General features: G+C 72.0%; 21 protein-coding genes, 1 tRNA gene and 2 pseudogenes. 13 read left to right on the top strand and 11 right to left on the bottom strand.

Annotation, left to right across the window (positions count from 1 at the left end; all coding sequences use genetic code 11):
* Window positions 1–31 precede the first annotated feature (31 nt).
* Window positions 32–340, top strand: coding sequence for a hypothetical protein (locus ADK41_RS23675; protein ID WP_030817881.1), 309 nt, complete (start codon window positions 32–34; stop codon window positions 338–340).
* 61 nt (window positions 341–401) lie between these two features.
* Here ADK41_RS23675 and aceE read toward each other — a convergent pair whose 3' ends face one another.
* A complete protein-coding gene (gene aceE, locus ADK41_RS23670; RefSeq protein WP_030817878.1) occupies window positions 402–3,149 on the bottom strand; it encodes a pyruvate dehydrogenase (acetyl-transferring), homodimeric type in 2,748 nt (915 codons plus the stop codon).
* Window positions 3,150–3,553: 404 nt separating this feature from the next.
* Here aceE and ADK41_RS23665 point away from each other — a divergent pair, with 404 nt between their 5' ends.
* From ADK41_RS23665 to ADK41_RS23640, 6 genes are all read left to right on the top strand, one after another.
* Window positions 3,554–3,991: a DUF3052 domain-containing protein gene (locus ADK41_RS23665; RefSeq protein ID WP_030218400.1), complete on the top strand. Its 438-nt coding sequence runs from the start codon at window positions 3,554–3,556 to the stop codon at window positions 3,989–3,991.
* A gap of 108 nt (window positions 3,992–4,099) precedes the next feature.
* Window positions 4,100–4,558, top strand: coding sequence for a peroxiredoxin (locus ADK41_RS23660; protein ID WP_030817876.1), 459 nt, complete (start codon window positions 4,100–4,102; stop codon window positions 4,556–4,558).
* 113 nt (window positions 4,559–4,671) lie between these two features.
* Window positions 4,672–5,247, top strand: coding sequence for a calcium homeostasis/redox stress adaptation protein (locus ADK41_RS23655; RefSeq protein ID WP_030817874.1), 576 nt, complete (start codon window positions 4,672–4,674; stop codon window positions 5,245–5,247).
* 137 nt (window positions 5,248–5,384) lie between these two features.
* On the top strand, window positions 5,385–5,960 hold the full coding sequence (locus tag ADK41_RS23650) for a TerD family protein (protein ID WP_004931736.1): 576 nt from the start codon (window positions 5,385–5,387) through the stop codon (window positions 5,958–5,960).
* A 49-nt stretch (window positions 5,961–6,009) separates the two neighbouring features.
* On the top strand, window positions 6,010–7,149 hold the full coding sequence (locus tag ADK41_RS23645; RefSeq protein ID WP_030817871.1) for a DUF475 domain-containing protein: 1,140 nt from the start codon (window positions 6,010–6,012) through the stop codon (window positions 7,147–7,149).
* Window positions 7,150–7,276: 127 nt separating this feature from the next.
* Window positions 7,277–8,014 carry a TerD family protein gene (locus ADK41_RS23640; RefSeq protein WP_030817868.1) on the top strand — a complete coding sequence of 246 codons (738 nt, stop codon included), beginning with the start codon at window positions 7,277–7,279 and terminating at the stop codon, window positions 8,012–8,014.
* Between the two features lie 30 nt (window positions 8,015–8,044).
* Here the strand turns inward: ADK41_RS23640 and ADK41_RS23635 are convergent, their stop codons facing one another.
* Complete coding sequence (locus tag ADK41_RS23635; protein WP_030817865.1) at window positions 8,045–8,980, bottom strand: TerD family protein; 936 nt, start codon at window positions 8,978–8,980, stop codon at window positions 8,045–8,047.
* A 173-nt stretch (window positions 8,981–9,153) separates the two neighbouring features.
* Between ADK41_RS23635 and ADK41_RS23630 the strand changes: the two genes are divergently transcribed.
* The 3 genes from ADK41_RS23630 to ADK41_RS23620 are packed head-to-tail and all read left to right on the top strand — an operon-like array spanning window position 9,154 to window position 13,804.
* The gene (locus ADK41_RS23630; RefSeq protein WP_030817863.1) at window positions 9,154–10,320 is read left to right on the top strand and encodes an HpcH/HpaI aldolase/citrate lyase family protein; all 1,167 of its coding nucleotides are present in this window, start codon (window positions 9,154–9,156) and stop codon (window positions 10,318–10,320) included.
* 29 nt (window positions 10,321–10,349) lie between these two features.
* Window positions 10,350–12,992 (top strand): phosphoribosyltransferase, encoded by a 2,643-nt coding sequence (locus tag ADK41_RS23625; RefSeq protein WP_063756456.1) that lies wholly within the window; start codon window positions 10,350–10,352, stop codon window positions 12,990–12,992.
* A complete protein-coding gene (locus tag ADK41_RS23620; protein WP_030817859.1) occupies window positions 12,992–13,804 on the top strand; it encodes a hypothetical protein in 813 nt (270 codons plus the stop codon). Before ADK41_RS23625 ends, ADK41_RS23620 begins: the two co-directional genes overlap by 1 nt.
* Before the next feature lie 34 nt (window positions 13,805–13,838).
* On the opposite strand, the gene ADK41_RS23615 is transcribed toward ADK41_RS23620, so the two are convergent.
* Entirely contained in the window at window positions 13,839–14,603 is a 765-nt protein-coding gene (locus ADK41_RS23615; RefSeq protein ID WP_051842714.1) for a DedA family protein, read from the bottom strand.
* Between the two features lie 221 nt (window positions 14,604–14,824).
* Here ADK41_RS23615 and ADK41_RS43385 point away from each other — a divergent pair.
* A pseudogene (locus ADK41_RS43385) lies at window positions 14,825–14,989 on the top strand (DNA-binding response regulator); the annotation flags it as partial.
* A gap of 42 nt (window positions 14,990–15,031) precedes the next feature.
* Here ADK41_RS43385 and ADK41_RS23610 read toward each other — a convergent pair.
* From ADK41_RS23610 to ADK41_RS23600, 3 genes are all read right to left on the bottom strand, one after another.
* Window positions 15,032–15,253, bottom strand: a complete 222-nt coding sequence (locus ADK41_RS23610) for an FmdB family zinc ribbon protein (RefSeq protein ID WP_030817855.1) — start codon at window positions 15,251–15,253, stop codon at window positions 15,032–15,034.
* Between the two features lie 32 nt (window positions 15,254–15,285).
* On the bottom strand, window positions 15,286–16,716 hold the full coding sequence (locus ADK41_RS23605; protein WP_030817853.1) for a hypothetical protein: 1,431 nt from the start codon (window positions 16,714–16,716) through the stop codon (window positions 15,286–15,288).
* 74 nt (window positions 16,717–16,790) lie between these two features.
* Window positions 16,791–17,606, bottom strand: a complete 816-nt coding sequence (locus tag ADK41_RS23600; protein ID WP_030817850.1) for a DUF4097 family beta strand repeat-containing protein — start codon at window positions 17,604–17,606, stop codon at window positions 16,791–16,793.
* A gap of 206 nt (window positions 17,607–17,812) precedes the next feature.
* Here ADK41_RS23600 and ADK41_RS23595 point away from each other — a divergent pair.
* Window positions 17,813–17,884: transfer RNA gene (locus tag ADK41_RS23595), tRNA-Val, on the top strand.
* Between the two features lie 69 nt (window positions 17,885–17,953).
* Here the strand turns inward: ADK41_RS23595 and ADK41_RS23590 are convergent.
* Window positions 17,954–18,295, bottom strand: coding sequence for a hypothetical protein (locus ADK41_RS23590; RefSeq protein ID WP_030817848.1), 342 nt, complete (start codon window positions 18,293–18,295; stop codon window positions 17,954–17,956).
* Window positions 18,296–18,361: 66 nt separating this feature from the next.
* On the opposite strand from ADK41_RS23590, the gene ADK41_RS23585 reads away from it, so the two are divergent.
* Window positions 18,362–18,646 carry a DUF2277 domain-containing protein gene (locus ADK41_RS23585; RefSeq protein ID WP_051842712.1) on the top strand — a complete coding sequence of 95 codons (285 nt, stop codon included), beginning with the start codon at window positions 18,362–18,364 and terminating at the stop codon, window positions 18,644–18,646.
* Window positions 18,647–18,782: 136 nt separating this feature from the next.
* Here ADK41_RS23585 and ADK41_RS23580 read toward each other — a convergent pair whose 3' ends face one another.
* From ADK41_RS23580 to ADK41_RS23565, 4 genes and pseudogenes are all read right to left on the bottom strand, one after another.
* Window positions 18,783–19,385, bottom strand: a complete 603-nt coding sequence (locus ADK41_RS23580) for a DedA family protein (RefSeq protein WP_030817843.1) — start codon at window positions 19,383–19,385, stop codon at window positions 18,783–18,785.
* A 242-nt stretch (window positions 19,386–19,627) separates the two neighbouring features.
* Entirely contained in the window at window positions 19,628–20,080 is a 453-nt protein-coding gene (locus ADK41_RS23575) for a DoxX family protein (protein WP_030817841.1), read from the bottom strand.
* 247 nt (window positions 20,081–20,327) lie between these two features.
* Complete coding sequence (locus ADK41_RS23570; RefSeq protein WP_030817838.1) at window positions 20,328–21,974, bottom strand: alkaline phosphatase D family protein; 1,647 nt, start codon at window positions 21,972–21,974, stop codon at window positions 20,328–20,330.
* Between the two features lie 80 nt (window positions 21,975–22,054).
* A pseudogene (locus ADK41_RS23565) lies at window positions 22,055–22,336 on the bottom strand (HNH endonuclease family protein); the annotation flags it as partial.
* Between the last annotated feature and the right edge of the window lie 8 nt (window positions 22,337–22,344).

Genomic DNA, 22,344 nt, shown 5'->3' with positions numbered 1-22,344 from the left:
CGCCTTGTCAACCAACCCTTAAAGGGAGTTGATGATGGCGAGCTTCGGACACGGTACGCGCAGGGACCCCCGCACACGTGGCCGGACGTGGTCACGGTCCGGGCCGGATCGCGCGACGCTCGGGATCATCGGCGCCATCTGCGCGGTCGCCGGTTTCTTCGTGCTGGGGATCATCCTCGGCCCGGTGGCGGTCGTCTGCGGCTGGCTCGCCATGGGCCGCAGCTGGACGGGCTCCCGTTCGGTGCCGGCCCTGGTCGCCCTCGTCCTGGGCGCCATCGACACGCTCCTGGCCGTCATCTGGCTGGCGGGAGCGACCACGTCGGGCTACTCGATGTTCTGACGCGGCGTCATGGGAGAGGCCCCCGGCGAAACGCCGGGGGCCTCTCCCTGCGCGCGGCGCCCTACGCGTCGCCTCCCGCGACCCCCGGGTCCGCCGCGGCCACGTCCAGCAGCTGGTACCGGTCGATCGCCTGCTTCAGCACCGACCGGTCGACGTGCCCCTCGCGCGCCAGTTCCGTCAGCACCGCCACCACGATCGACTGCGCGTCGATGTGGAAGAACCGCCGTGCCGCCCCCCGCGTGTCCGCGAACCCGAACCCGTCCGCGCCCAGCGACTGGTACGTCCCCGGCACCCAGCGCGCGATCTGGTCCGGCACCGACCGCATCCAGTCGGACACCGCCACCACCGGCCCCTGCGCCGCCGCGAGCTTCCGCGTCACGTACGGGGTGCGCTGCTCCTCCTCCGGGTGCAGCAGGTTGTGCCGCTCGCAGTCCACCGCCTCGCGCCGCAGCTCGTTCCAGGAGGTCGCCGACCAGACGTCGGCCCTGACGTCCCACTCCTCGGCGAGGATCCGCTGCGCCTCGATCGCCCACGGCACCGCGACCCCGGACGCCAGGATCTGTGCCGGGAGGGAGCCCGCCGTGCCCTCGCCGAAGCGGTACAGGCCCTTGACGATGCCCTCCGCGTCCACGTTCTCGGGCTCGGCGGGGTGCTGGATCGGCTCGTTGTAGACGGTCAGGTAGTAGAAGACGTCCTCGCCGTGCGGGTGCTCCTCGTCGGAGCCGTACATCCGGCGCAGCCCGTCCTGCACGATGTGCGCGATCTCGAACCCGAACGCCGGGTCGTACGCGACGCACGCCGGGTTCGTGGACGCCAGCAGCTGCGAGTGGCCGTCCGCGTGCTGGAGACCCTCACCGGTCAGCGTCGTGCGCCCCGCGGTCGCACCCAGGACGAAACCGCGCGCCATCTGGTCGGCCATCTGCCAGAACTGGTCGCCGGTGCGCTGGAAACCGAACATCGAGTAGAAGACGTACACCGGGACGAGCGGCTCGCCGTGGGTGGCGTACGCCGACCCCGCCGCGATCAGCGAGGCCGTGCAGCCGGCCTCGGAGATGCCGTCGTGCAGCATCTGTCCGTTCGGCGCCTCCTTGTAGGCGAGCAGCAGCTCCCGGTCCACGGACTCGTACTGCTGGCCGAGCGGGTTGTAGATCTTCGCGCTCGGGAAGAACGAGTCCATGCCGAACGTGCGGTACTCGTCCGGCGCGATCAGCACGAAACGCTTGCCGATCTCCTTGTCCCGCATGAGGTCCTTGAGGAGGCGGACGAAGGCCATGGTCGTCGCGATGGACTGCTGGCCGGAGCCCTTCTTCACGGTCGCGTACGTCTTGTCCTCGGGCAGCCGCAGCGGCTTCGACCGCACCACCCGCGTCGGCACGTACCCGCCGAGCGACTTGCGGCGGTCGTGCATGTACTGCATCTCCTCGGTGTCCGGGCCCGGGTGATAGTAGGGCGGCGGACCGGACTCGAGGTCCTTGTCGGAGATCGGCAGGTGCAGCCGGTCCCGGAAGTGCTTGAGGTCGGTGACCGTCAGCTTCTTCATCTGGTGCGTGGCGTTGCGGCCCTCGAAGTTCGGGCCCAGCGTCCAGCCCTTGACCGTCTTCGCGAGGATCACCGTCGGCTGGCCCTTGTGCTCGACCGCCGCCTTGTACGCCGCGTAGATCTTGCGGTGGTCGTGGCCGCCGCGCCCCAGGTGCAGGATCTGGTCGTCGGTCATGCCCTCGACCATCGCGCGCAGCCGGTGGTCGCCGCCGAAGAAGTGGTCGCGGATGTACGCGCCCGACTCGGTGGCGTACGTCTGGAACTGGCCGTCCGGCGTGGTGTTCATCTTGTTGACCAGCACGCCGTCGCGGTCCTGGGCGAGCAGCGGGTCCCAGGTGCGGTCCCAGACCAGCTTGATCACGTTCCAGCCGGCGCCCCGGAAGACCGACTCCAGCTCCTGGATGATCTTCCCGTTGCCGCGCACCGGGCCGTCGAGCCGCTGCAGGTTGCAGTTGACGACGAAGGTCAGGTTGTCCAGGCCCTCCCGCGCGGCGAGGGTCAGCTGGCCCAGCGACTCCGGCTCGTCCATCTCGCCGTCGCCGAGGAAGGCCCACACGTGCGAGCGCGAGGTGTCCGCGATGTCGCGCGCGTGCATGTAGCGGTTCATCCGGGCCTGGTAGATCGCGCCGATCGGGCCGAGCCCCATCGACACGGTCGGGAACTCCCAGAAGTCCGGCATCAGCCGCGGGTGCGGGTACGACGACAGCGCGTACGGGGCCTTCGACTTCTCCTGGCGGAAGCCGTCCAGGTGCCGCTCGCTCAGCCGGTCCAGCAGGTACGCGCGGGCGTAGATGCCGGGGGAGGCGTGCCCCTGGAAGAAGACCTGGTCGCCGCCGTCGCCCTCGTCCTTGCCGCGGAAGAAGTGGTTGAAGCCCACGTCGTACAGCGACGCGGAGGAGGCGAAGGTGGCGATGTGGCCGCCGACCCCGATGCCCGGCCGCTGCGCGCGGGAGACCATCACCGCGGCGTTCCAGCGGGTGGCGTTGAGGATCTTGCGCTCGATCTCCTCGTTGCCGGGGAAGAACGGCTCGGCGCGGGTCGGGATCGTGTTGACGTAGTCCGTGCTGCGCATCTCGGGGACGGCCACGCGCTTGGCGCGGGCACGTTCGATCAGCCGCAGCATCAGGTAGCGGGCCCGCTCCCGGCCGCGCTCGTCGACCGCGGCGTCCAGGGAGTCGAGCCACTCCTGCGTTTCCTCGGGATCGAAGTCAGGAACCTGACTCGGAAGGCCGCCAATGATGATCGGGTTGCGATCGGATGCGGAAGCCACGCTGTTCCTTACCTGTCGGAGGGCCGTGGGCCGGGCCGCCGTCCTGCCGGTACGGCCCGGATTGCGCCGATCCCCATGGTCCACCTCGGGGCCGTCGGCGTCATCTCTACCGGGAGGTAATCCGCGGGCGCGACCAGTACGGTGTTCATGGGGCTCGTCCATGCGAGTCTTCGCACACATAGACGGTTCCCAAAGGGCCAAACGGGGCACAAAGGTGTGGTGTGCGTCACTTAAGGCCATGATGGTGTGCCTGGAGTTGCGGTGACCCGGCCAGGATCGTCACCGTTTCGGCGGTCTGCACGGCCGGGTACTTGCGCGATCCGTCCCGCCCGTGTGGACTACGGCCAATGCTTCGCGCACGCGCGTGGCTGAGTTATTCCCAAGACATGATCAGGAGGCAACCCGTGAGCGCGACCGCGGACCACGCGGAGGAGCGGACGAACCCTGCCGCCAGGCTGGGGTTCCAGCCCGGGCAGGTGGTCCAGGAGATCGGCTACGACGACGACGTCGACCAGGAGCTCCGCGAGGCCATCGAGGGCGTCATCGAGAGCGACCTCGTCGACGAGGACTACGACGACGTGGCTGACGCCGTTGTGCTGTGGTTCCGCGACGACGACGGCGACCTGACGGATGCGCTGGTGGATGCCACCACGTACATCGAAGAAGGCGGCGCGATCCTGCTCCTCACGCCGAAGACAGGCCGTTCGGGCTATGTGGAGCCGAGCGACATCTCGGAGGCCGCCACCACGGCGGGCCTGACGGCGGCCAAGAGCGTCAGTGTGGGCAAGGACTGGAGCGGCAGCCGGCTGGCGACGCCCAAGGCGGCCAAGTCCAAGCGGTGAACCACCCCGGACGGGCCGGTCGCGTCACGCGTCGGCCCGTCCGTCGGCCTGCCGTGCTCCCTGCGTAGGGTGGTCGGAGCGAACCACCCCGAAGGGACGAACAGGACGATGACGATCCAGGTCGGCGACAAGGCCCCCGCATTCGAACTCAAGGACAACCACGGGGCGACCGTGAGGCTGTCCGACTTCCGCGGCCGGAAGAACGTGGTGGTGATCTTCTACCCGTTCGCCTTCACCGGCGTGTGCACCGGCGAGCTGTGCGAGGTCCGCGACCGGCTGCCGCAGTTCTCCGACCGCGACACCCAGGTGCTCGCCGTCTCCAACGACTCCATCCACACCCTGCGCGTCTTCGCCGAGCAGGAGGGCCTGGAGTACCCCCTGCTCAGCGACTTCTGGCCGCACGGCGACGTCTCGCGCGCGTACGGCGTCCTCGACGAGGAAAAGGGGTGCGCCGTGCGCGGGACGTTCATCATCGACAAGGAGGGCGTCGTGCGCTGGACCGTCGTCAACGCCCTGCCGGACGCCCGTGACCTGAACGAGTACGTCAAGGCGCTCGACACCCTGTGATTCCTCGGTCGCCTGGCCTGCGGCGACCGGGAACCCGTCACTAGGATCGATTCGTTGATCCGACATCCGACGCACGACGGGGCGCCCCGCCCCAGGACACCAATGGAGGACTCGTGGGAGTCAGCCTCAGCAAGGGCGGCAACGTATCGCTGACCAAGGAGGCGCCGGGCCTGACCGCGGTCATCGTCGGTCTGGGGTGGGACATCCGCACCACGACCGGTACCGACTTCGACCTCGACGCCAGCGCGCTGCTGCTGAACAGCAGCGGCAAGGTCGCCAGCGACGCGCACTTCATCTTCTTCAACAACCTGAAGAGCCCGGACGGCTCGGTGGAGCACACCGGTGACAACCTCACCGGTGAGGGCGAGGGCGACGACGAGCAGATCAAGATCAACCTCGCCACGGTCCCCGCCGACGTCGAGAAGATCGTCTTTCCGGTCTCCATCTACGACGCCGAGAACCGCCAGCAGTCCTTCGGCCAGGTGCGCAACGCGTTCATCCGCGTCGTCAACCAGGCAGGCGAGGCCGAGATCGCCCGCTACGACCTGAGCGAGGACGCCTCCACCGAGACCGCCATGGTCTTCGGTGAGCTGTACCGGCACGGCGCGGAGTGGAAGTTCCGCGCCATCGGCCAGGGCTACGCCTCGGGCCTGCGCGGCATCGCGCAGGACTTCGGTGTGAACGTCTGAGACGGACACGCCCCGGGCGGCCACGCCCGAGCCCGGCCGCCTTCCGCGGCCACACCGCCCGGCGCCGCACGGTTTACGTGCGGCGCCGGACGTGCAGGACCACCTTGAGAAACATCACCCGGAGGGGGACCAGCATCATGGGCGTCACGCTTGCCAAAGGGGGAAACGTCTCCCTGTCCAAGGCCGCACCGAACCTCACGCAGGTCATGATCGGGCTCGGCTGGGACGCGCGCTCCACCACCGGAGCCGACTTCGACCTCGACGCCAGCGCGCTGATGTGCAGCGGCGGCCGGGTCATGGGGGACGAGTGGTTCGTCTTCTACAACCAGCTCACGAGCCCGGACGGCTCGGTGGAGCACACCGGCGACAACCTCACCGGTGAGGGCGAGGGGGACGACGAGTCCCTGCTGGTCGACCTCTCCAAGGTGCCGGCCCAGTGCGACAAGATCGTCTTTCCGGTCTCCATTCATATGGCCGATGAGCGCGGCCAGACCTTCGGCCAGGTCAGCAATGCCTTCATCCGCGTGGTGAACCAGGCGGACGGCCAGGAACTCGCCCGTTACGACCTGAGCGAGGACGCGTCCACCGAAACCGCGATGATCTTCGGTGAGCTCTACCGTTACCAGGGCGAATGGAAGTTCCGTGCGGTGGGGCAGGGGTACGCGTCGGGATTGCGGGGCATCGCTCTAGACTTCGGAGTCAACGTTTCGTAAAGCCGATCACGGCAGCGGGGGATACCCGTTAACACACCTGGGGTAGCCAGTGGTTCTGAAAACCTTCGGCTGGTCGTTCGCGGTCACCGCGCTCGGCCTGGTCGCAGCGATCCTCTTCGGGGGGTGGACCGCCTTCGGAATCGTGGCGATCCTCTCGATCCTCGAGATCTCGCTGTCCTTCGACAACGCGGTGGTCAACGCCGGGATCCTGAAGAAGATGAACGCCTTCTGGCAGAAGATCTTCCTCACCATCGGCATCCTGATCGCCGTCTTCGGCATGCGGCTGGTCTTCCCCGTCGTGATCGTCGCCGTCAGCGCGCAGCTCGGCCCGATCGAGGCGGTCGACCTGGCGCTCAGCGACAAGGACCGCTACCAGGAACTGGTCACCGACGCCCACCCGGCGATCGCCGCGTTCGGTGGCATGTTCCTGCTGATGATCTTCCTGGACTTCATCTTCGAGGACCGCGACATCAAGTGGCTGGCCTGGCTGGAGCGCCCGCTGGCCAAGCTCGGCAAGATCGACATGCTGTCGGTCTGCATCGCCCTGATCATCCTGCTGGTCTCCGCGCTCACCTTCGCCACCCAGGCCCACCAGCACGGCGGCGCGCACGTCGACAAGTCCTCCACCGTGCTGCTCGCCGGCATCGCCGGCCTGATCACCTACATGATCGTGGGCGGTCTGTCCGGCTACTTCGAGGACAAGCTCGAAGAGGAGGAGGAACACGAGCACGAGGCCGAGGAGCAGGCCGCGCGCGAGGGCAAGCCGCGCTCGGCGGTCGCGCTGGCCGGCAAGGCCGCGTTCTTCATGTTCCTCTACCTGGAGGTGCTGGACGCCTCCTTCTCCTTCGACGGCGTGATCGGCGCCTTCGCCATCACCAACGACATCGTCCTGATGGCGCTGGGCCTGGGCATCGGCGCCATGTACGTCCGTTCGCTCACGGTCTACCTGGTCCGCCAGGGCACCCTGGACGACTACGTCTACCTGGAGCACGGCGCGCACTACGCCATCGGCGCCCTGGCGCTGATCCTGCTCGTCACCATCCAGTACGAGATCAACGAGATCGTCACCGGCCTCATCGGCGTCGTCCTGATCGGCGCCTCCTTCTGGTCCTCCGTGCGCCGCAACAAGCGGCTCGCCGCGGCCGAGGGGGACGCCGGCGACAGGACCGAGGTCCCCTCCGGGGTGTGACGGCCTTCCGGATGAGGAACGCTCTCGACGGGGCGGCCACCGAGGACCACTCCTCGGAGCCGCCCCGTCGGCCGTCCGGGACTCCCGGCGGCCCGAGCGGGGTTCGGCGACTGGACTTGGGGCGGGAATGGGTTTCCTGGACGGACTGTGGCGCGGCCGTGAGAGCGCCTTCGACTCGGGCAGCGCGGCCAGCAACGCCATCGAGCTGACCAAACGGCACGGTCAGGTGTCCCTGACCAAACAGGGGGCGGCCACCGGCCATCTGCGGATCAACCTCAGCTGGCGGATGCGGACCTCCGACTTCGGCGGCTCCCAGCGGGAGAGCCTGCTGCGCCACCCCTTCAAGGCGCTCAAGCCGCCGGAGGTGGTCGGCCACAGCCAGTCCATGGTCAACGTCGACCTCGACCTCGGCTGTCTGTACGAGCTCCAGGACGGCACCAAGGGTGTGGTCCAGCCCCTCGGCGGCCTCCTCGGCGACGTCAACGCCGCGCCGTACGTCAAACTCAGCGGTGACGACCGGTTCGGGTCGGGCTCGGGCGAGACCATGTACGTCAACCTGGACCACCGCGAGCACATCAAGCGCCTGCTGGTCTTCGCCTACATCTACGACCAGACGCCCGCGTTCGACCGGACGCACGCCATGGTCACGCTCTACCCCGGCAACGGCCCGCGGATCGAGATCGGCCTCGACGAACGCCACCCCCAGGCCCGCTCCTGCGCCGTGGTGATGATCGAGAACGTCAAGGGCGAGATCCTCGTCCGCCGCGAGGTGAAGTTCGTGTACGGGTTCCAGGCGGAGCTGGACCGGCTGTACGGATGGGGGCTCCAGTGGGGGAGGGGCTTCAAGACGAAGGCCGGTCGATGAGGAGCCCTTGACCGCGCGGGCGCCGGTCCGCTAACGCCCGATGAACTGCGGCCCCTGCGGCGGAAGCCGGAAGTCCGGGTCGGGGGAGGAGGCGGCCGGCGGCGGCGGGAAGCCGTGCCCGGCCGGCGCCCCCGCGGCGGGCGCCGGCGGATAGCCGTAGGCGGGCCGGCCGGCCGGCTGCGGATAGCCGTAGGCCGGCTGCGTGGCCGCGGGCTGCTGCGGCGGATAGCCGTACGCGGGCTGCGCGGGCACCCCCGCCGGCTGCTCGGGCGGCAGCGGCCGGGACACCTCGGGCGCCGGCGGGACGAGCGGGGCCTGCGGTTGTGTGAGGGCCTCGGAGGAGGTGCGGTCGGAGGCCGGCACGTGCGCCGTCGGCGGCGGCTGCTGGGTGACGTCGGAGGGATCGGGCTGCTGCGCCGCCTCCGACTCGTCCACCGAGATGCCGAAGTCGGTCGCCAGGCCCTCCAGACCGTTCGAATAGCCCTCGCCGAGAGCCCGGAACTTCCAGCCCTCCCCGCGCCGGTACAGCTCACCGCAGATCAGTGCGGTCTCCTGACCGGTCTCCGGCTTGATGTCGAAGTACGCCAGCGCGTCCCCGTCGGCGGCCTGCGCGTCGTAGAGCAGGATGCGCAGGTCCCGTACGCGGTCGAAGGTGACGCCGTCCGCCGACGCGACGAGCAGGATCCGGCCGACACCGGACTCGACACCGGTGAGGTCCGCCTGGATCGTGTCGGTCAGGCTCTCGGCGACGCGCTTCTTGCCGAGCCGCCACACCTGCCCGGCAGGATGCCGTGGCTGGTTGTAGAACACGAAGTCCTCGTCGGAGCGCACACGGCCGTCGGGGCCGAGGAGCAGCGCGGAGGCGTCGACGTCCGGCACCCCCTGCCCGGGCGACCAGCGCAGCACGGCGCGTACGGTGGTGGCCTCGAGAGGGACGTTCGACCCCTTGAGCATCGCGTGCGTCATACGGTCATCCTGCCTTCTCCGTCCTGGTCACGACAACGCGGGGGGTTGGTGTCGACACGGCCGGGTTACCTGAAGTTCATGCCCCGCCGGAACCGTCGACATGGATCCCTACGTACTATTACCGGCCACCTTCCGACATTCCCGAGATTCCAGAGAGGCCACGGGGGAGTTCCATGCGTCATTTCGGTCAGATCACCCCTGCGGTGCGGAAACGTCTCTTCCATCGGGAGCCCGTCGAGTTCACGCCGGATTCCCCGGCCCGGCTGCTCTCCGCGGTCCTCGGCGCCACGCTCTACAGCCCCGCGACCCGGCCCCGGCTCGCCGACGACGTCGTCAAACAGGGCGGACGCGGTGTGGTCTCCATGGTGCTGTGCCTGGAGGACTCCATCGACGACGCCGACGTGACCGCGGGCGAGGAGAACCTCGTGCGGCAGTTCGCGGACCTGGCCGGGCGGCCCGGCGCGGATCTGCCGCTGCTGTTCATCCGGGTCCGCGCCCCCGAGCAGATCCCCGACCTCGCCCGGCGCCTCGGCCCCGCCGTCTCGCTGCTGTCCGGATTCGTCCTGCCGAAGTTCACCGCGGAACGCGGCCTGCCGTTCCTGGAGGCGCTGGCCACCGCCGAGGCCGGGAGCGGGCGCCGGCTGTTCGCCATGCCGGTGCTGGAGTCGCCCGAGCTGCTCTACCGCGAGTCCCGCGTGGAGACCCTCGAAGGCATCTTCCGCGCCGTCGACAAGTACCGCGACCGCGTGCTCGCGCTGCGCCTCGGCGTGACCGACTTCTGCTCCTCCTACGGGCTGCGCAGGGGCCCCGACATGACGGCGTACGACATCCAGGTCGTCGCCTCCGTGATCTCCGACGTGGTGAACATGCTGGCCCGGGCCGACGGCACGGGATTCACCGTGACGGGGCCGGTCTGGGAGTACTTCCGGGTCCAGGAACGCATGTTCAAGCCCCTCCTGCGGCAGAGCCCCTTCCACGAGGTGAAGGCGGTCGCCCTGCGCGAGAAACTCATCGAGCACGCCATGGACGGCCTGCTGCGCGAGATCTCCCTCGACCGGGCCAACGGCCTGCTGGGCAAGACCTGCATCCACCCCTCGCACGTCCTCCCCGTGCACGCGCTGTCCGTCGTCAGCCACGAGGAGTTCAGCGACGCCCAGGACATCCTCCGGCCGGAACGCGGCGGCGGGGGTGTCCTCAGGTCGGCCTACACGAACAAGATGAACGAGGTGAAACCGCACCGCGCCTGGGCCGAGCGGACCCTGCTGCGCGCCGAGGCCTTCGGTGTCGCCAACGAGGACATCGGCTTCGTGGAACTGCTCGCGGCGGGCCTGGCCGAGTGACCGGAACGGAGAAGGCTGTGAACGAGGGGATGCGCCGCCCGGCGCGTCACGGGGACCCGGCAGGCGGGGACATGTGGTCCGGCAGCTGGGTCACGGAGCGGCTCGGCGTCGAGCTGGCCGGGGACGAGAGCCTGCCCGGGCTGCTGGGGCTGGCGCTGCGCCGCAACCCCAAGCGGGCCCACCTACTGGTGTCCAACGTCCTCGGCAAGCACGTCCCCCAGGCGCCGTCCGTCGTGCACGGCCACGGCGTCGCACTCGGCCGCCGGGTGCGCGAGCTGCTGGGTGACGCGGCCAAGGACGCGGTGGTCCTCGGCTACGCCGAGACCGCGACCGGGCTCGGCCATTCCGTCGCCGACGGTCTGGGCCCCGCCCCGTATCTGCACTCCACGCGCCGCCCGGTCGCGGGCACGGCCACCGCCGGGGGATTCGAGGAGTCCCACTCCCACGCCACGTCCCACCTGCTGCTCCCGGAGGATCCGCGGCTGCTGGCCGGGGACGGTCCGCTGGTCCTGGTCGACGACGAGTTCTCGACGGGGAACACGGTGCTGAACACCGTTCGGGACCTTCACGCGCGGTACCCGCGGGGCCGGTACGTCGTGGTCGCCCTCGTCGACATGCGGTCGCCCGCGGACGCCGGCCGTCTGGACGGGTTCGCCCGTGAGATCGGGGCGCGGATCGACCTGGTGACGACCGCGTCGGGCACGGTGCGGCTGCCGGACGGCGTCCTGGCGAAGGGGCAGGAGCTGGTGGCGCGGTACGAGAGCGCCACGGACGGTGGCCGGGCGGCCGCGGCCGCCCGGTTCCCCGCGCCCCTGGAGAGGGAGGCCGCGGCCGGCTTCGGAACCGACGCCCGGACGTCCCCCTCGGGGGCGCGGGACGTGGAGGACTCCGCGGCCGCCGCACGGGCGCGGCCGGACCGGGACGGCCCGCGCCCATGCGACGGGCGCGTCGCACGCGTGGACCTGCGCTGGCCGGACGGCCTCCCCGACGGGGGCCGCCACGGCTTCACCCCCGCGCACCGGGCCCGCCTCGAATCCGCGCTCCCGGACATGGCGGCCCGCCTCGCGGCCGAGCTCCCCGACGACGCGCGCCGCGTCCTCGTCCTCGGCTTCGAGGAGCTGATGTACACCCCGCTGCGCCTGGCGGGCGAGCTGGAGCGGACCGTCCGCGCCGACGTGCGCTTCTCCACCACCACCCGCTCACCCGTCCTCGCCGTCGACGACCCCGGCTACGCGATACGCACCCGCCTGGTCTTCCCCGCCCACGACGACCCCGCCGACGGCCCCGGCGAGCGCTACGCCTACAACGTCGCCGGCGGCGGCTTCGACGCCGTCGTCGCCGTCGTCGACTCGGTCGCCGACACCCCCGCACTGCACGCGCCCGACGGCCTGCTCGCCCGGCTCGCCGCACACACCCCGCGGGTCCTCCTCGCGGTCGTACCGTCGTACGTGCCCGCACCGCAGGACACCGCCCCCCAGGACGCCCGACCGGACGCCCCCGAAAGGCCCGCCACCATGCTGCCCGAGCCCCTCAGAGGCCCCGCCTTCTCCTCGTACGCGCCCGAGGAGGTCGGCTGGCTGCTCCAGGACCTCTCGGACGTGACGCTGGAGGCGCCGACCGAGGAGCGCGAGGAGGCCGTCCAGAGCGGCGGCGCCCACTACGCGGAGTCGCTGCCGGTGGAGTACCAGCCGAGCGAGCAGTACCAGGAGCTGTTCCACGCGGCCCTGAACGAGTCGGCGGCCCGCCTGGCCCACGCGGTGGGCGTGGTCACCGAGACCGTGCTCGCCGAGCGGTCCCCCCGCCCGGTGCTCGTCTCCCTGGCCCGCGCGGGCACTCCCGTGGGCATCCTGATGCGCCGCTGGGCGCACCACCGCCGCCGGCTCGACCTGCCCCACTACGCGGTGTCGATCGTCCGCGGCCGGGGCATCGACGCCAACGCGCTGCGCTGGCTGGCCGCCCACCACGACCCCCGGGACGTGGTCTTCGTCGACGGCTGGACCGGCAAGGGCGCCATCACCCGCGAACTCGCCCGGGCCGTCGAGGAGTTCGAGAAGACCGAGGGCGTCACCGGCTTCGACCCGGAGATCGCGGTCCTGGCCGACCCCGGCTCCTGCGTCCGCACCTACGGCACCCGCGAGGACTACCTGATCCCCTCCGCCTGCCTCAACTCCACGGTGTCCGGCCTGATCTCACGCACCGTGCTCCGCGCCGACCTGGTCGGCCCGGACGACTTCCACGGCGCCAAGTTCTACCGCGAACTCGCCGGCGCGGACCTCTCGACGGCCTTCCTGGACGCCGTGTCCGCCCGCTTCCCGGAGGTCGCCGACGCCGCCTGCGCCCAGGCCGAGGAACTCCTCTCCACCGACCGCACCCCCAGCTGGGAGGGCTGGGCGGCGGTCGAACGCATCAGCGAGGAGTACGGCATCCACGACGTGAACCTCGTCAAGCCCGGCGTCGGCGAGACCACCCGGGTGCTGCTGCGCCGGGTGCCCTGGAAGGTGCTCGCCCGGGCCGGAGCCGGCAGCGACCTCGACCACGTACGCCTCCTCGCGCGGCAACGGGGCGTCCCCGTCGAAGAGGTCGACGGACTCCCCTACACCTGCGTCGGACTGATCCACCCCCGCTACACCCGTGGCGCCACCGGCGCCGACGGCAGGGCGGTGACCCGCTGATGACCGTCGTCGTCGCCAGCGACCTCGACCGCACGCTCATCTACTCCGCCGCCGCCCTCGCCCTGACCATGCCGGACGCACGGGCGCCCCGGCTGCTGTGCGTGGAGGTCCACGAGAGCAAGCCCCTCTCCTACATGACGGAGACGGCGGCCCGGCTCCTCGCCGACCTCGGCGACGAAGCCGTGTTCGTCCCCACCACGACCCGCACCCGCAAGCAGTACCAGCGCATCAACCTCCCCGGCCCGCCGCCGACCTACGCGATCTGCGCCAACGGCGGACACCTCCTCGTCGACGGCGTGTCCGACCGGGACTGGCACGCCCGGGTGCTCGCCCGCCTCGCCGACGAGTGCGCCCCGCTGTCCGAGGTGCAGGACCATCTGCTGCGGACCGCCGACCCGGTCTGGGTGCGCAAGCACCGGGTCGCCGATGACCTCTTCGCCTACCTCGTCGTCGAGCGGGAACTGCTGCGCGAGGAGTGGGTGAAGGAACTCGGGGAGTGGGCGGAGAACCGCGGCTGGACGGTGTCCCTCCAGGGCCGCAAGATCTACGCCGTGCCGGGGCCCCTCACCAAGAGCGCGGCCATGGACGAGGTGGCCCGCCGCACCGGCGCCGATCTCACCCTCGCCGCCGGCGACTCCCTCCTCGACGCCGACCTGCTCCTCGCCGTGGACCGGGGCTGGCGCCCGGGGCACGGCGAACTCGCCGACGCCGACTGGACGGCCCCCGCGATCAGGGCGCTCCCCGAGCGGGGCGTCCTGGCCGGCGAGCGCATCCTGCGCGAGTTCCTGCAGGCGGTGCGCTCGCCCCGGTGAGGCCGCACGGCTCCGCGGCCGTGCGGCCGGGGCGTCAGCGTCGGTGGCGCAGGACCATCGTGTCGGCGGAGTCGTATCCGGCGCCGTGAGCGTCCCCGGAGCGCGGCGGGTGCGGGTCTCCCGCGCCCGCCCGCCCGTCCCGCCGCCGGCGGCCGTCCCCCGAGCGCAGCAGACGCAGGACCACGAACGCCACCAGGGCCAGCGCGGCCACGCCGAGGACCACCTTCGAGTACGCCGAGACGACGGTCGACACCTGCTCCCAGTTGTCCCCCAGCGCGTACCCCGCGAGCACGAACGCGGTGTTCCAGATCGCGCTGCCCAGCGTGGTCAGCCCCAGGAACAGCGGCAGCCGCATGCGCTCCACGCCGGCCGGCACCGATATGAGACTGCGGAAGAGCGGGATCATCCGGCCGAAGAACACCGCCTTCGGCCCGTGCCGCAGGAACCACGCCTCCGTCCTCTCGATGTCCGCGACCTTCACCAGCGGCAGCCGCTCCGCTATCGCCACCGTCCGGTCCCGGCCGAGCAGCGCGCCCACCCCGTACAGCGCGAGCGCGCCGATCACCGAGCCGGCGGTGGTCCACAGCAGCACGGCGAGCAGGCTCATCCGCCCACTGCTCGCGGCGAACCCCGCCAAGGGCAGGATCACCTCACTGGGTATGGGAGGGAAGAGGTTCTCCAGCGCGATGGCGAGGCCGGCCCCGGGGGCGCCCAGGGCGTCCATGAGGTCGTTGACCCACTGCGGTCCGGCACCGCCGTCCCCGGCCGCCGTGATCGTGTGCGCTGCGATGGCTGTCATGCCTGCCACGCTAGAGAACCGGAGCTGAAGGAACGCTGAGGAAAGCCGCACGACCCGCTGCGGTGCTCCGCGGCCGCGACTGCGGTTTTCCGCGGTGCGCCCCCGTGCCGCGCACGGCCGGCCTCACGACCCTGCGAGACATGGTGCGGCGCGTGGCGCGGTGGGGCCGATGCGGGGCGCCGCCGCGGCCGTCGTCGAGCTGCTCCGCACCGCCTTGGCCGGCCCGGACGGCGCAAGGGCGCACCGACGCCGCCATCGCGCGGCGGCTGCACATCTCGCGGAGCGCGGTGGAGGAACACACCGAAGCGATCTTCGACAAGCCCGGACCGACGGGGGGTGAGGGCTGTTCGCGCAGGGTGCCGGCGGTGCTGCGCCACCTCGGCAGCCGAGGTGCGGCTGACGTCCGGTGCCGTGTCCTTTGGCGGAGGTCAGCCGCAGCAGCCGCCCCCGCAGCAGCCGCCACCGCCGCCACCCGCGGACGGAGCGGGGGCCGCGGCGGAGGCGGTGCCGCCCACCGCGACCGTGGAGAGGAGCTTGACCGTGTCGTCGTGACCCGCCGGGCAGGCCGCGGGCGCGGAGGACTCCGCCATGGGGCGGCTCAGTTCGAAGGTGTCGCCGCAGGTCCGGCAGCGGTATTCGTAGCGAGGCATGGGCACAGGTTAACCGGCTCGGCCCGTGCCGGTCAGGGGGCGGCGCCGCCGCGTTCCTCCCGGATCAGGGCCACCACACGGCCCACCGTCGCCCGTACCTCCTCCGTCTCCGTCAGGAAGTGCCAGTAGTCGGGGTGGCGGCCCTCCAGTCCGGCGGCGGCCCGTTCCAGACGGGCCACGGCGTCGTCCAGGGGGCGGGCGTGGCGCGGGTCGGGGGTGTTGCGGCCGGCCATGGCCAGACGCTGGGCGTCCCGGATGGTGAAGCGGGTGCGCTCGATCTCCTGCCCGGGGTCCTTCTGCACGGCGTTCAGCCGCCGCAGCCGGTCACCGGCGGCCGACACCGCCTCGTCGGTCGTGTTCAGCAGCGCCCGCGCGGTCGACAGCAGGGCGGTCGCGTCCGCCCAGCGCTGCTCCTCGCGGGCCGTCCGGGCCTCGGCGAGTCTCGCCTCCGCCCGGCCCACGTTCTCGGTGGCCACGTCGGGGACGTGCTGCAGGTCCTGCCAGCAGGCGGCGGTGAAGCGCCGGCGCAGTTCGCTGAGGACCGGTTCGACCTGTTCGGAGCGGGTGGTGAGGGCCTGGGCGCGGGTGCGCAGGGAGACCAGCCGGTGGTCGATCTCGGCGGCCCGTTCCGGCAGCCGTTCGGCTTCGACGCGGACCGCCTCGGCCTCGCGCGTGACCCGTTCGGCCCGCTCCAGGGTCTGGGGCACGCCGTGCTGCCCCGCGCCCTGGTTCAGCTTGGTCAGTTCCGGGGAGAGCGCGGCGAGCCGGGCGGCGAGGTCGTCGGCCTTCAGACCCGATCCGCGTGCGGTGTCGAGGGCGTTCGAGGCGGCGAGCAGCGCCTGCCGGGCGCGTTCGACGGCGGGCGCGAGCCGGGCGAGCCGGGTCTCGGCCTTGCCGAGGAGGGAGCCGAGCCCGTCGGCGAACCGGTCCAGCTCCTGCTTGACCCGGCCGAGTTCGTCCTTGGCGGCGGTCAGCCGGTCGCGGGCCTGGGCGGCGGCCGAGGCCTCCAGATCGTCGCGGTCCAGGTCATGGGCGTCGACGGCGCTGATGTAGCGGTGGCTGGCCTCGTCGATGCGCCGGCCGAGCGCCTCGAAGTCGGCGACGGCGCGGCGGGCGGCGGGGGAGGCGTCGACGGCGGTGATCGTCTCGATGGAGATCCGCAGGTCGCGCTGGGCGGTGTCGAGTTCGTAGAAGGCGGCCGCCGCCGCGTCCTTGGCGGCCTGCGCCTCGGCCCGCTGGTTCTCCGCCCGCCCGCCGAACCAGCGCCGGGTCCCGCCCCCGGCGAACGCGGCGGGCAGCGCCAGCACCGCGACCAGCGGCAGCCCCACGAGGACGAGCGCGTCCCGCAGCGCGCCGGGAGCCCGGCGGACACCCGGCGGGAGGGAAAGAGGGGGTACGGCACGACGCGTGCGGGGCACGCGCGGCTCCGACGGCGAGTACGGCTGCGCTGGTGTCGCCGTCACATCCCTCTCCCGTACTGTCGTTCGCCCGGCCCGATGTCATTCTCCCACCGGTGGAGGACGAAGACACGGGCCGGTCAGTTCGCCGTGCGGACGGTGAGTTCGCCGTCGCCGGTGCGCGCGGTCACCACGTGGGGGCTGGAGTCGTCGCGGGGCACGGACACGTCCTCGGCGCCGTCGCCGGTCCCGGTGTCCACGCGGTAGGAGGCCCGCGGCAGGTCGATCGTCAGGGAGCCGTCGCCGCTGCGGGAGTCCACCAGGTCGGGCACGGCGGCCAGTTCGAGGCGGACCGGGCCGTCCCCGCTGTGGGTGCGCACCGTACGGGAGGAGACCTCCGCGCGCACGGACCCGTCACCGGTGCGCAGCTCCAGCGGTCCGGTGGAGTCCGTGACGTGGATCGAACCGTCCGTCGTGCGGATGCTCAGCGCGTCGCGGAAGCCCCGCGCCCGCACGCTGCCGTCCTCCTCCTCGACCTTCACGGAGACCCCGCGGGGCACCTCGACGCGGTGCCTGGTGGAGCAGATCGCGACGACCCCCGAGCACTTCTCCCGCAGCACCAGCCGGTCGCCGTCCATGGACCAGGTGACCTCCGGGTCCGAGCCGATGGCGACGGTGCCCCGGAACCACCGGGTGACCTCGATCGTGCCCGGGTCGTTCTCGTCCGAGGCGACGATCTCGAGGGCGGACTCGTCGGAGTCGACGGTGAGGGTCCTGCCGGGCAGGTCGAAGGACCGGTGGTCGGGATCGTCGTCGTCGGCGGCCGACGCCCCGCAGGCGCTCACGCCCGCGACGATCACCGTGGTGGCCCCGGCGAGGGCGAGGGCGCGTGTCCACGCGGCACGGACGCCAAAAGCGGGGCCGAAGGGGCGGGCGGTACGGGTCGTGCGGGTCATGACGGTCTCCCCCTGGGACGGACGGCGGCGCTCCCGGGCGGTCTCCGGGCGCTCTTCGACCGTACGGACCGGGGGCCCGCCGGGGGATCCGGGCGGCCGGCGGATCCGGGGTGGGGATATCCCCCGGCGCCCCGGCGGGCGTTTGCCGGTCCGTGCCCCCGGCCATGTAGGCTGTCGACTCGACCTGGGCGCACGTCCCGGGTCCCGGGTGCGTAGCTCAGGGGTAGAGCGCCTGCCTTACAAGCAGGATGTCGGCGGTTCGAAACCGTCCGCGCCCACACAGGACACAGGGCCTCCGGAGTCGCTCCGGGGGCCCTGTGCCGTCGTGCCGTCCCGCGCCGCCCGTCCTACGCGGGCCCCTCCGTGTCCTCGTGGGTGTGTTTCAGCCGGGAGCGGGCGTGCACGCGGTCGGCGCCGGTGAGTTCGGCCCAGTGGCGGTGGGTGCTGACGAACACCGCGAGCTCGTGCTCCCGTTGCCGGAGCTTCTCCACCTCGGCCTGCTCGTCGGCGGTCCAGCCGGGCGAGGCGGGGCGCTCGACCTTGCGCCAGCCGTGGTCGTCGCTGAACCCGTCGAGGGGTTCGACCGACCAGGGGAGCCGCTTCAGCAGGGCGGACAACTCGGCCCGGACCTGCTGCAGTTCCTCCTGACCGGCGAGGAGGTCACTCGGAAAGTCATAGGTCGCAGCCACGCCCCGATGATACGCCTGTTCGATTTTGGGTGGCGAGTTGTGGAGGGGGCGCGTCAGACTGAAAGCATGTGCCGGAGCATCAAGACCCTGCGTCCGCCCGTACAGCCCGAGGAGGCCACGGAGGAGGAAATCCGGGCCGCCGCCCTGCAGTACGTGAGGAAGGTGTCCGGCTTCCGCGCACCGGCCGCCCACAACCGCGAGGTGTTCGACCGGGCGGTGGAGGCGATCGCCTCGGCGACGGCCGAGTTGCTGGACGGGCTGGAGGTGCGCGGGGGCACGGCGCGGCGGGCGGGGGACGGCGTCCCCGGACGCCATGGCCACGGGCAGTCCGTGTCTCCCCCGGTGCCGTGAAGGCCTGGTAGGCATCCCCGGGGCGGCACGGGTGGGTGCCGTGCCCCCGTGGACGTCGGGCTGCGCGGCACCCCCCGCCCGGCGCGATCGCCCCGGCTCTCCCGGGCTCCGCGCGGAGTCCTGGAGCCCGCGGGGCCTACGAGGCCTCCGAAGGGTGCGGGCGCCGGCGCATCAGGTATCCCGCCCCCGCCCCCGCCGCGAACAGCGCGCCCACCGACACCGCCGTGGCCAGCCAGGTCGCGCCCAGCCAGTGGGCGCCGAAGTAGCCGAGGGCCACGCTGTACGCGGCCCAGGACAGCCCCGCCAGGGCGGACCAGGGGAGGAAGTCGCGGGCGCGGTGGCGCGCGGCTCCGGCGCCGAGGGAGACCACCGCGCGCCCGGCCGGGGCGAAGCGGGCGAGGACGACCAGGGCGCCGCCGCCCCGGGCGAGCGCCGCACCGAGACGTTCCTGCGCGCTCTTGAGCCGCCGTGACCGGGCTATGGCCCGGTCCAGCCGGGCGCCGCCGCGCCAGGCGAGGCGGTAGGCCACCAGGTCGCCCAGGACGGAGGCGGTGGCGGCGCACAGCGTCAGCACCAGGATGTCGGGCGCGTCGGTCGCCGTGCCCGCGGCCGCCGCCGTGGCCGCGGTGATCACCAGTACCCCGCTGGGCAGGACCGGGAGGAACACGTCGAGCAGGACCGAGAGGGCCACCACCGCGTAGATCCACGGGCTGCCGATCAGCGACCCCACACTCTCCACCCGAACTCCCCGTGGCTCCCCCGTGGGCCGCGCCGTGCCGCGCTGACGCGGGGGAGCGGCAGGGGTGGCAGGAGTGGCCGGTGACAGCGGTACAGCGTACGCCCGGTGAGTGACAGAAGGGTCACGAGGGGTTCGCGCGCCCGGCACCCCGCGTTCTCCTTCACTTCCCCGCACAAGGGGAAGGGTGCCCTCCCCCCGACGTGCGGGGAGGGCACCCGTGCGGGTCCGGCGGGCCAGGACGGTCAGGCCGCCACCGGGGTCCGCTCCGTCCGCCGTTCGCCGTCCGCCGACGCGTGCCTGGTGAACAGGCGGTCCAGGCCGAAGGCTCCGGAGCCGGTGAACACCAGCAGGAACATGGCCCAGCAGTACAGGGCCGCGCCCTCGCCGTTGTTCTCTATCGGCCACAGCGCCTGGGGCTGGTGGACCTTGAAGTACGCGTAGGCCATCGCGCCGGACGAGACGAACGCGGCGGCGCGGGTGCCGAGGCCGAGCAGGACCAGGGTGCCGCCGACGAGTTCGATCAGGCCCGCGTACCAGCCGGGCCAGGCGCCGGTCTCGGCGGTGCCGCCGTTGCCGTCCACGCCGCCGAGCAGGCCGAGCAGGGAAACGGCGCCGTGGCAGGCGAAGAGCAGTCCGACGACGATGCGGAACATGCCCAGGACGTATGGCTGGGCGCTGTTGAGGCGTCCGGTCATGTGGGGGGTCTCCTTCGGTCAGGCCGGTCCCCGGGTGGGGCCGGACCGGGGGCGGAACCGAGTCGACCACCCACGTTAGGTGTCCCCCACAGATACTTGCAAGTTCAACATTTGGCCATGAATCCGCCTCCGCTTGGTCGCTCCGACGCCTGCTCCCGCCGGTCACGGCGCTGCCCGCCCTCACGGTCAGGCCCCACCACGTGACCGAATCCGCACCCCACCGCACAGCGGGCCCACAGGTTCCGGTTCACCGGCTCAGCCGGGTCTCCGCCACGCTCCTGAGCCGCGTCCCGGCCGCCTCCTCCTGTGCGTCCTCCAGCCGCAGCACCGCCGAGCGCCCCTGCGTCGTCAGCGTCATCAGCTGGTTGCCGAACCAGGGTCCGCCCGTCCTGCGCCAGGTGACCGGCGGCGGGCGGAGCCGGCCGTGCCGCGCGAACGCGCGGCCGAGGAACCGGGCGGCACCGCTCCAGCCGAAGCGGAAGCCGAGCTTCATCGACAGCGGAATGGAGTTGTGGACGGGCGAGCAGGTCAGCTGCACCACCCGGGAGTCCGGCCCGGCGCCGCCCGGCCAGCTCGGCTCGGCGACATAGGCGTGGTGGACGTCCCCGGAGAGCACGCACACCGTCGCCGGCGCCTCCGGCCCCGTACCGGCCTCGGCGATCAGCTCCGCCAGTTCGACGAACGACTCCGGGAAGGCCGCCCAGTGCTCCAGGTCCGCCGCGCGCCGCAGTTCCTCCCCGAGCCGCGCCCAGCGGACGCCCTTGTCGCCCCGGCACAGCACGGAGCTCCACGCCTCGATGTCGTGCACCAGGTGGGGCAGCAGCCAGGGCAGGGACGTGCCGATGAGCAGGTGGTCGTAGGAGCCGCGCCCGTCGAGGACCTGTGCGCGCAGCCAGTCGGCCTCGGTCCGGTCGAGCATGGAGCGCCGGCCCTCCTCCAGGACGCGGGCCGCGCGGCTGTCCACCATCACCAGGCGCACCCGGCCGAAGTCGCGCCGGTAGCTCCAGCGCACGGCGGTCGCGTCCTCCTCGGCCCGGGAGGCGAAGGCGCGCAGTGCCTCGGTGCCGTCGTCGGCCGCCCGGACGGACGCGTACAGCGGGTCGGCCTCGACCTCGGCGGGGGAGAGGTTGCCCAGGTGCTGGTACACCCAGTACGACATCAGGCCGCTGAGGATCCGCTCCCGCCACCACGAGGTCTCCCGCATGTCGGCGACCCAGGAGGCGGAGGTGTTCCAGTCGTCGATCACGTCGTGGTCGTCGAAGATCATGCAGGTGGGCACGGTGGACAGCAGCCAGCGCACCTGCGGGTCGAGCCAGGACTCGTAGTAGAGGCGGGTGTACTCCTCGTAGTCCGCCACCTGACTGCCCGGGGGGTCGTCCAGGTCCCGGCGGGCGGCGAGCCACTCGCGCGTGGCGTCGGAGGTCTCGTCGGCGTACACCTGGTCGCCGAGGAGCAGCAGGACGTCGGGCCGCGCGCCGTCCGGGTCGGCGGCGATGCGTTTCGCCAGGGCGTCCAGGGCGTCGGGGCCGACCGGGTCGGGCTCCCCGGTGGGCGGGGACGCCCAGCGGCAGGAGCCGAACGAGACGCGCGTGCGGCCGTCCGGGCCCGGGGTGGGGATGACGGACGGCGGGAGCGAGGGGAAGGGGTCCTCGGCCGGCGGCCACACCCGGGTGCCGTCCAGGAAGACCTCGTACGGGGTGGCCGTCCCCGGCGTGAGACCGGTGACGTGGACGAGCGCGTAGTGGTGGCCCGCGATCCGGAAGGTGCCGGCCGTCCCGCCGGTCCCGTCCGCGCAGCGCACCTCCACGGCGCCCGGGTCGGCGGTCTCGACCCAGAGGGTGGCGGACGAGCCGTCGACGTACCTCAGCAGTGGTCCGAGCCGCAGTCCGGCCATGGTGACCCCTTCCTCCGTCGCTCCGTACGGTACGCAGCGACGGAGGCCGTCGGCGAGATGTGCGCGCCCGGCGATGCGGCTCAGCAGCTCGCGAGGTGGTTCTGCAGGGCGGACTTCTCGGCGGAGTCGACCGACAGGCCGTAGTAGTACTTCACCTGGACCCAGGCGCGGACGTAGGTGCAGCGGTAGGCGGTGCGCGACGGCATCCAGGTGGCCGGGTCCTGGTCGCCCTTGGCCTGGTTGACGTTGTCCGTGACGGCGAGGAGCTGCGGGCGGGTCAGGTCGTTGGCGAAGGCCTGGCGCCGCGAGGTGGTCCAGGAGCCGGCGCCGGAGTCCCAGGCCTCGGCGAGCGGGACGAGGTGTTATCCGT

The sequence above is a fragment of the Streptomyces caelestis genome, assembly GCF_001279005.1.
Taxonomy (GTDB): domain Bacteria; phylum Actinomycetota; class Actinomycetes; order Streptomycetales; family Streptomycetaceae; genus Streptomyces; species Streptomyces heliomycini.
Note: the sequence above shows the minus strand (reverse complement) of the source record. Positions and strands in the feature narration are given on the sequence as shown.

Coding starts and splice junctions, on each gene's coding strand:
- ADK41_RS23650 (WP_004931736.1), top strand. CDS start 5,385: ATGGGCGTCACGCTTGCCAAAGGGGGAAACGTCTCCCTGTCCAAGGCC.
- ADK41_RS23625 (WP_063756456.1), top strand. CDS start 10,350: ATGCGCCGCCCGGCGCGTCACGGGGACCCGGCAGGCGGGGACATGTGG.
- ADK41_RS23585 (WP_051842712.1), top strand. CDS start 18,362: ATGTGCCGGAGCATCAAGACCCTGCGTCCGCCCGTACAGCCCGAGGAG.
- ADK41_RS23620 (WP_030817859.1), top strand. CDS start 12,992: ATGACCGTCGTCGTCGCCAGCGACCTCGACCGCACGCTCATCTACTCC.
- ADK41_RS23570 (WP_030817838.1), bottom strand. CDS start 21,974: ATGGCCGGACTGCGGCTCGGACCACTGCTGAGGTACGTCGACGGCTCG.
- ADK41_RS23615 (WP_051842714.1), bottom strand. CDS start 14,603: ATGACAGCCATCGCAGCGCACACGATCACGGCGGCCGGGGACGGCGGT.
- ADK41_RS23640 (WP_030817868.1), top strand. CDS start 7,277: ATGGGTTTCCTGGACGGACTGTGGCGCGGCCGTGAGAGCGCCTTCGAC.
- ADK41_RS23635 (WP_030817865.1), bottom strand. CDS start 8,980: ATGACGCACGCGATGCTCAAGGGGTCGAACGTCCCTCTCGAGGCCACC.
- ADK41_RS23660 (WP_030817876.1), top strand. CDS start 4,100: ATGACGATCCAGGTCGGCGACAAGGCCCCCGCATTCGAACTCAAGGAC.
- ADK41_RS23575 (WP_030817841.1), bottom strand. CDS start 20,080: ATGACCGGACGCCTCAACAGCGCCCAGCCATACGTCCTGGGCATGTTC.
- ADK41_RS23630 (WP_030817863.1), top strand. CDS start 9,154: ATGCGTCATTTCGGTCAGATCACCCCTGCGGTGCGGAAACGTCTCTTC.
- ADK41_RS23600 (WP_030817850.1), bottom strand. CDS start 17,606: ATGACCCGCACGACCCGTACCGCCCGCCCCTTCGGCCCCGCTTTTGGC.
- ADK41_RS23675 (WP_030817881.1), top strand. CDS start 32: ATGATGGCGAGCTTCGGACACGGTACGCGCAGGGACCCCCGCACACGT.
- ADK41_RS23610 (WP_030817855.1), bottom strand. CDS start 15,253: ATGCCTCGCTACGAATACCGCTGCCGGACCTGCGGCGACACCTTCGAA.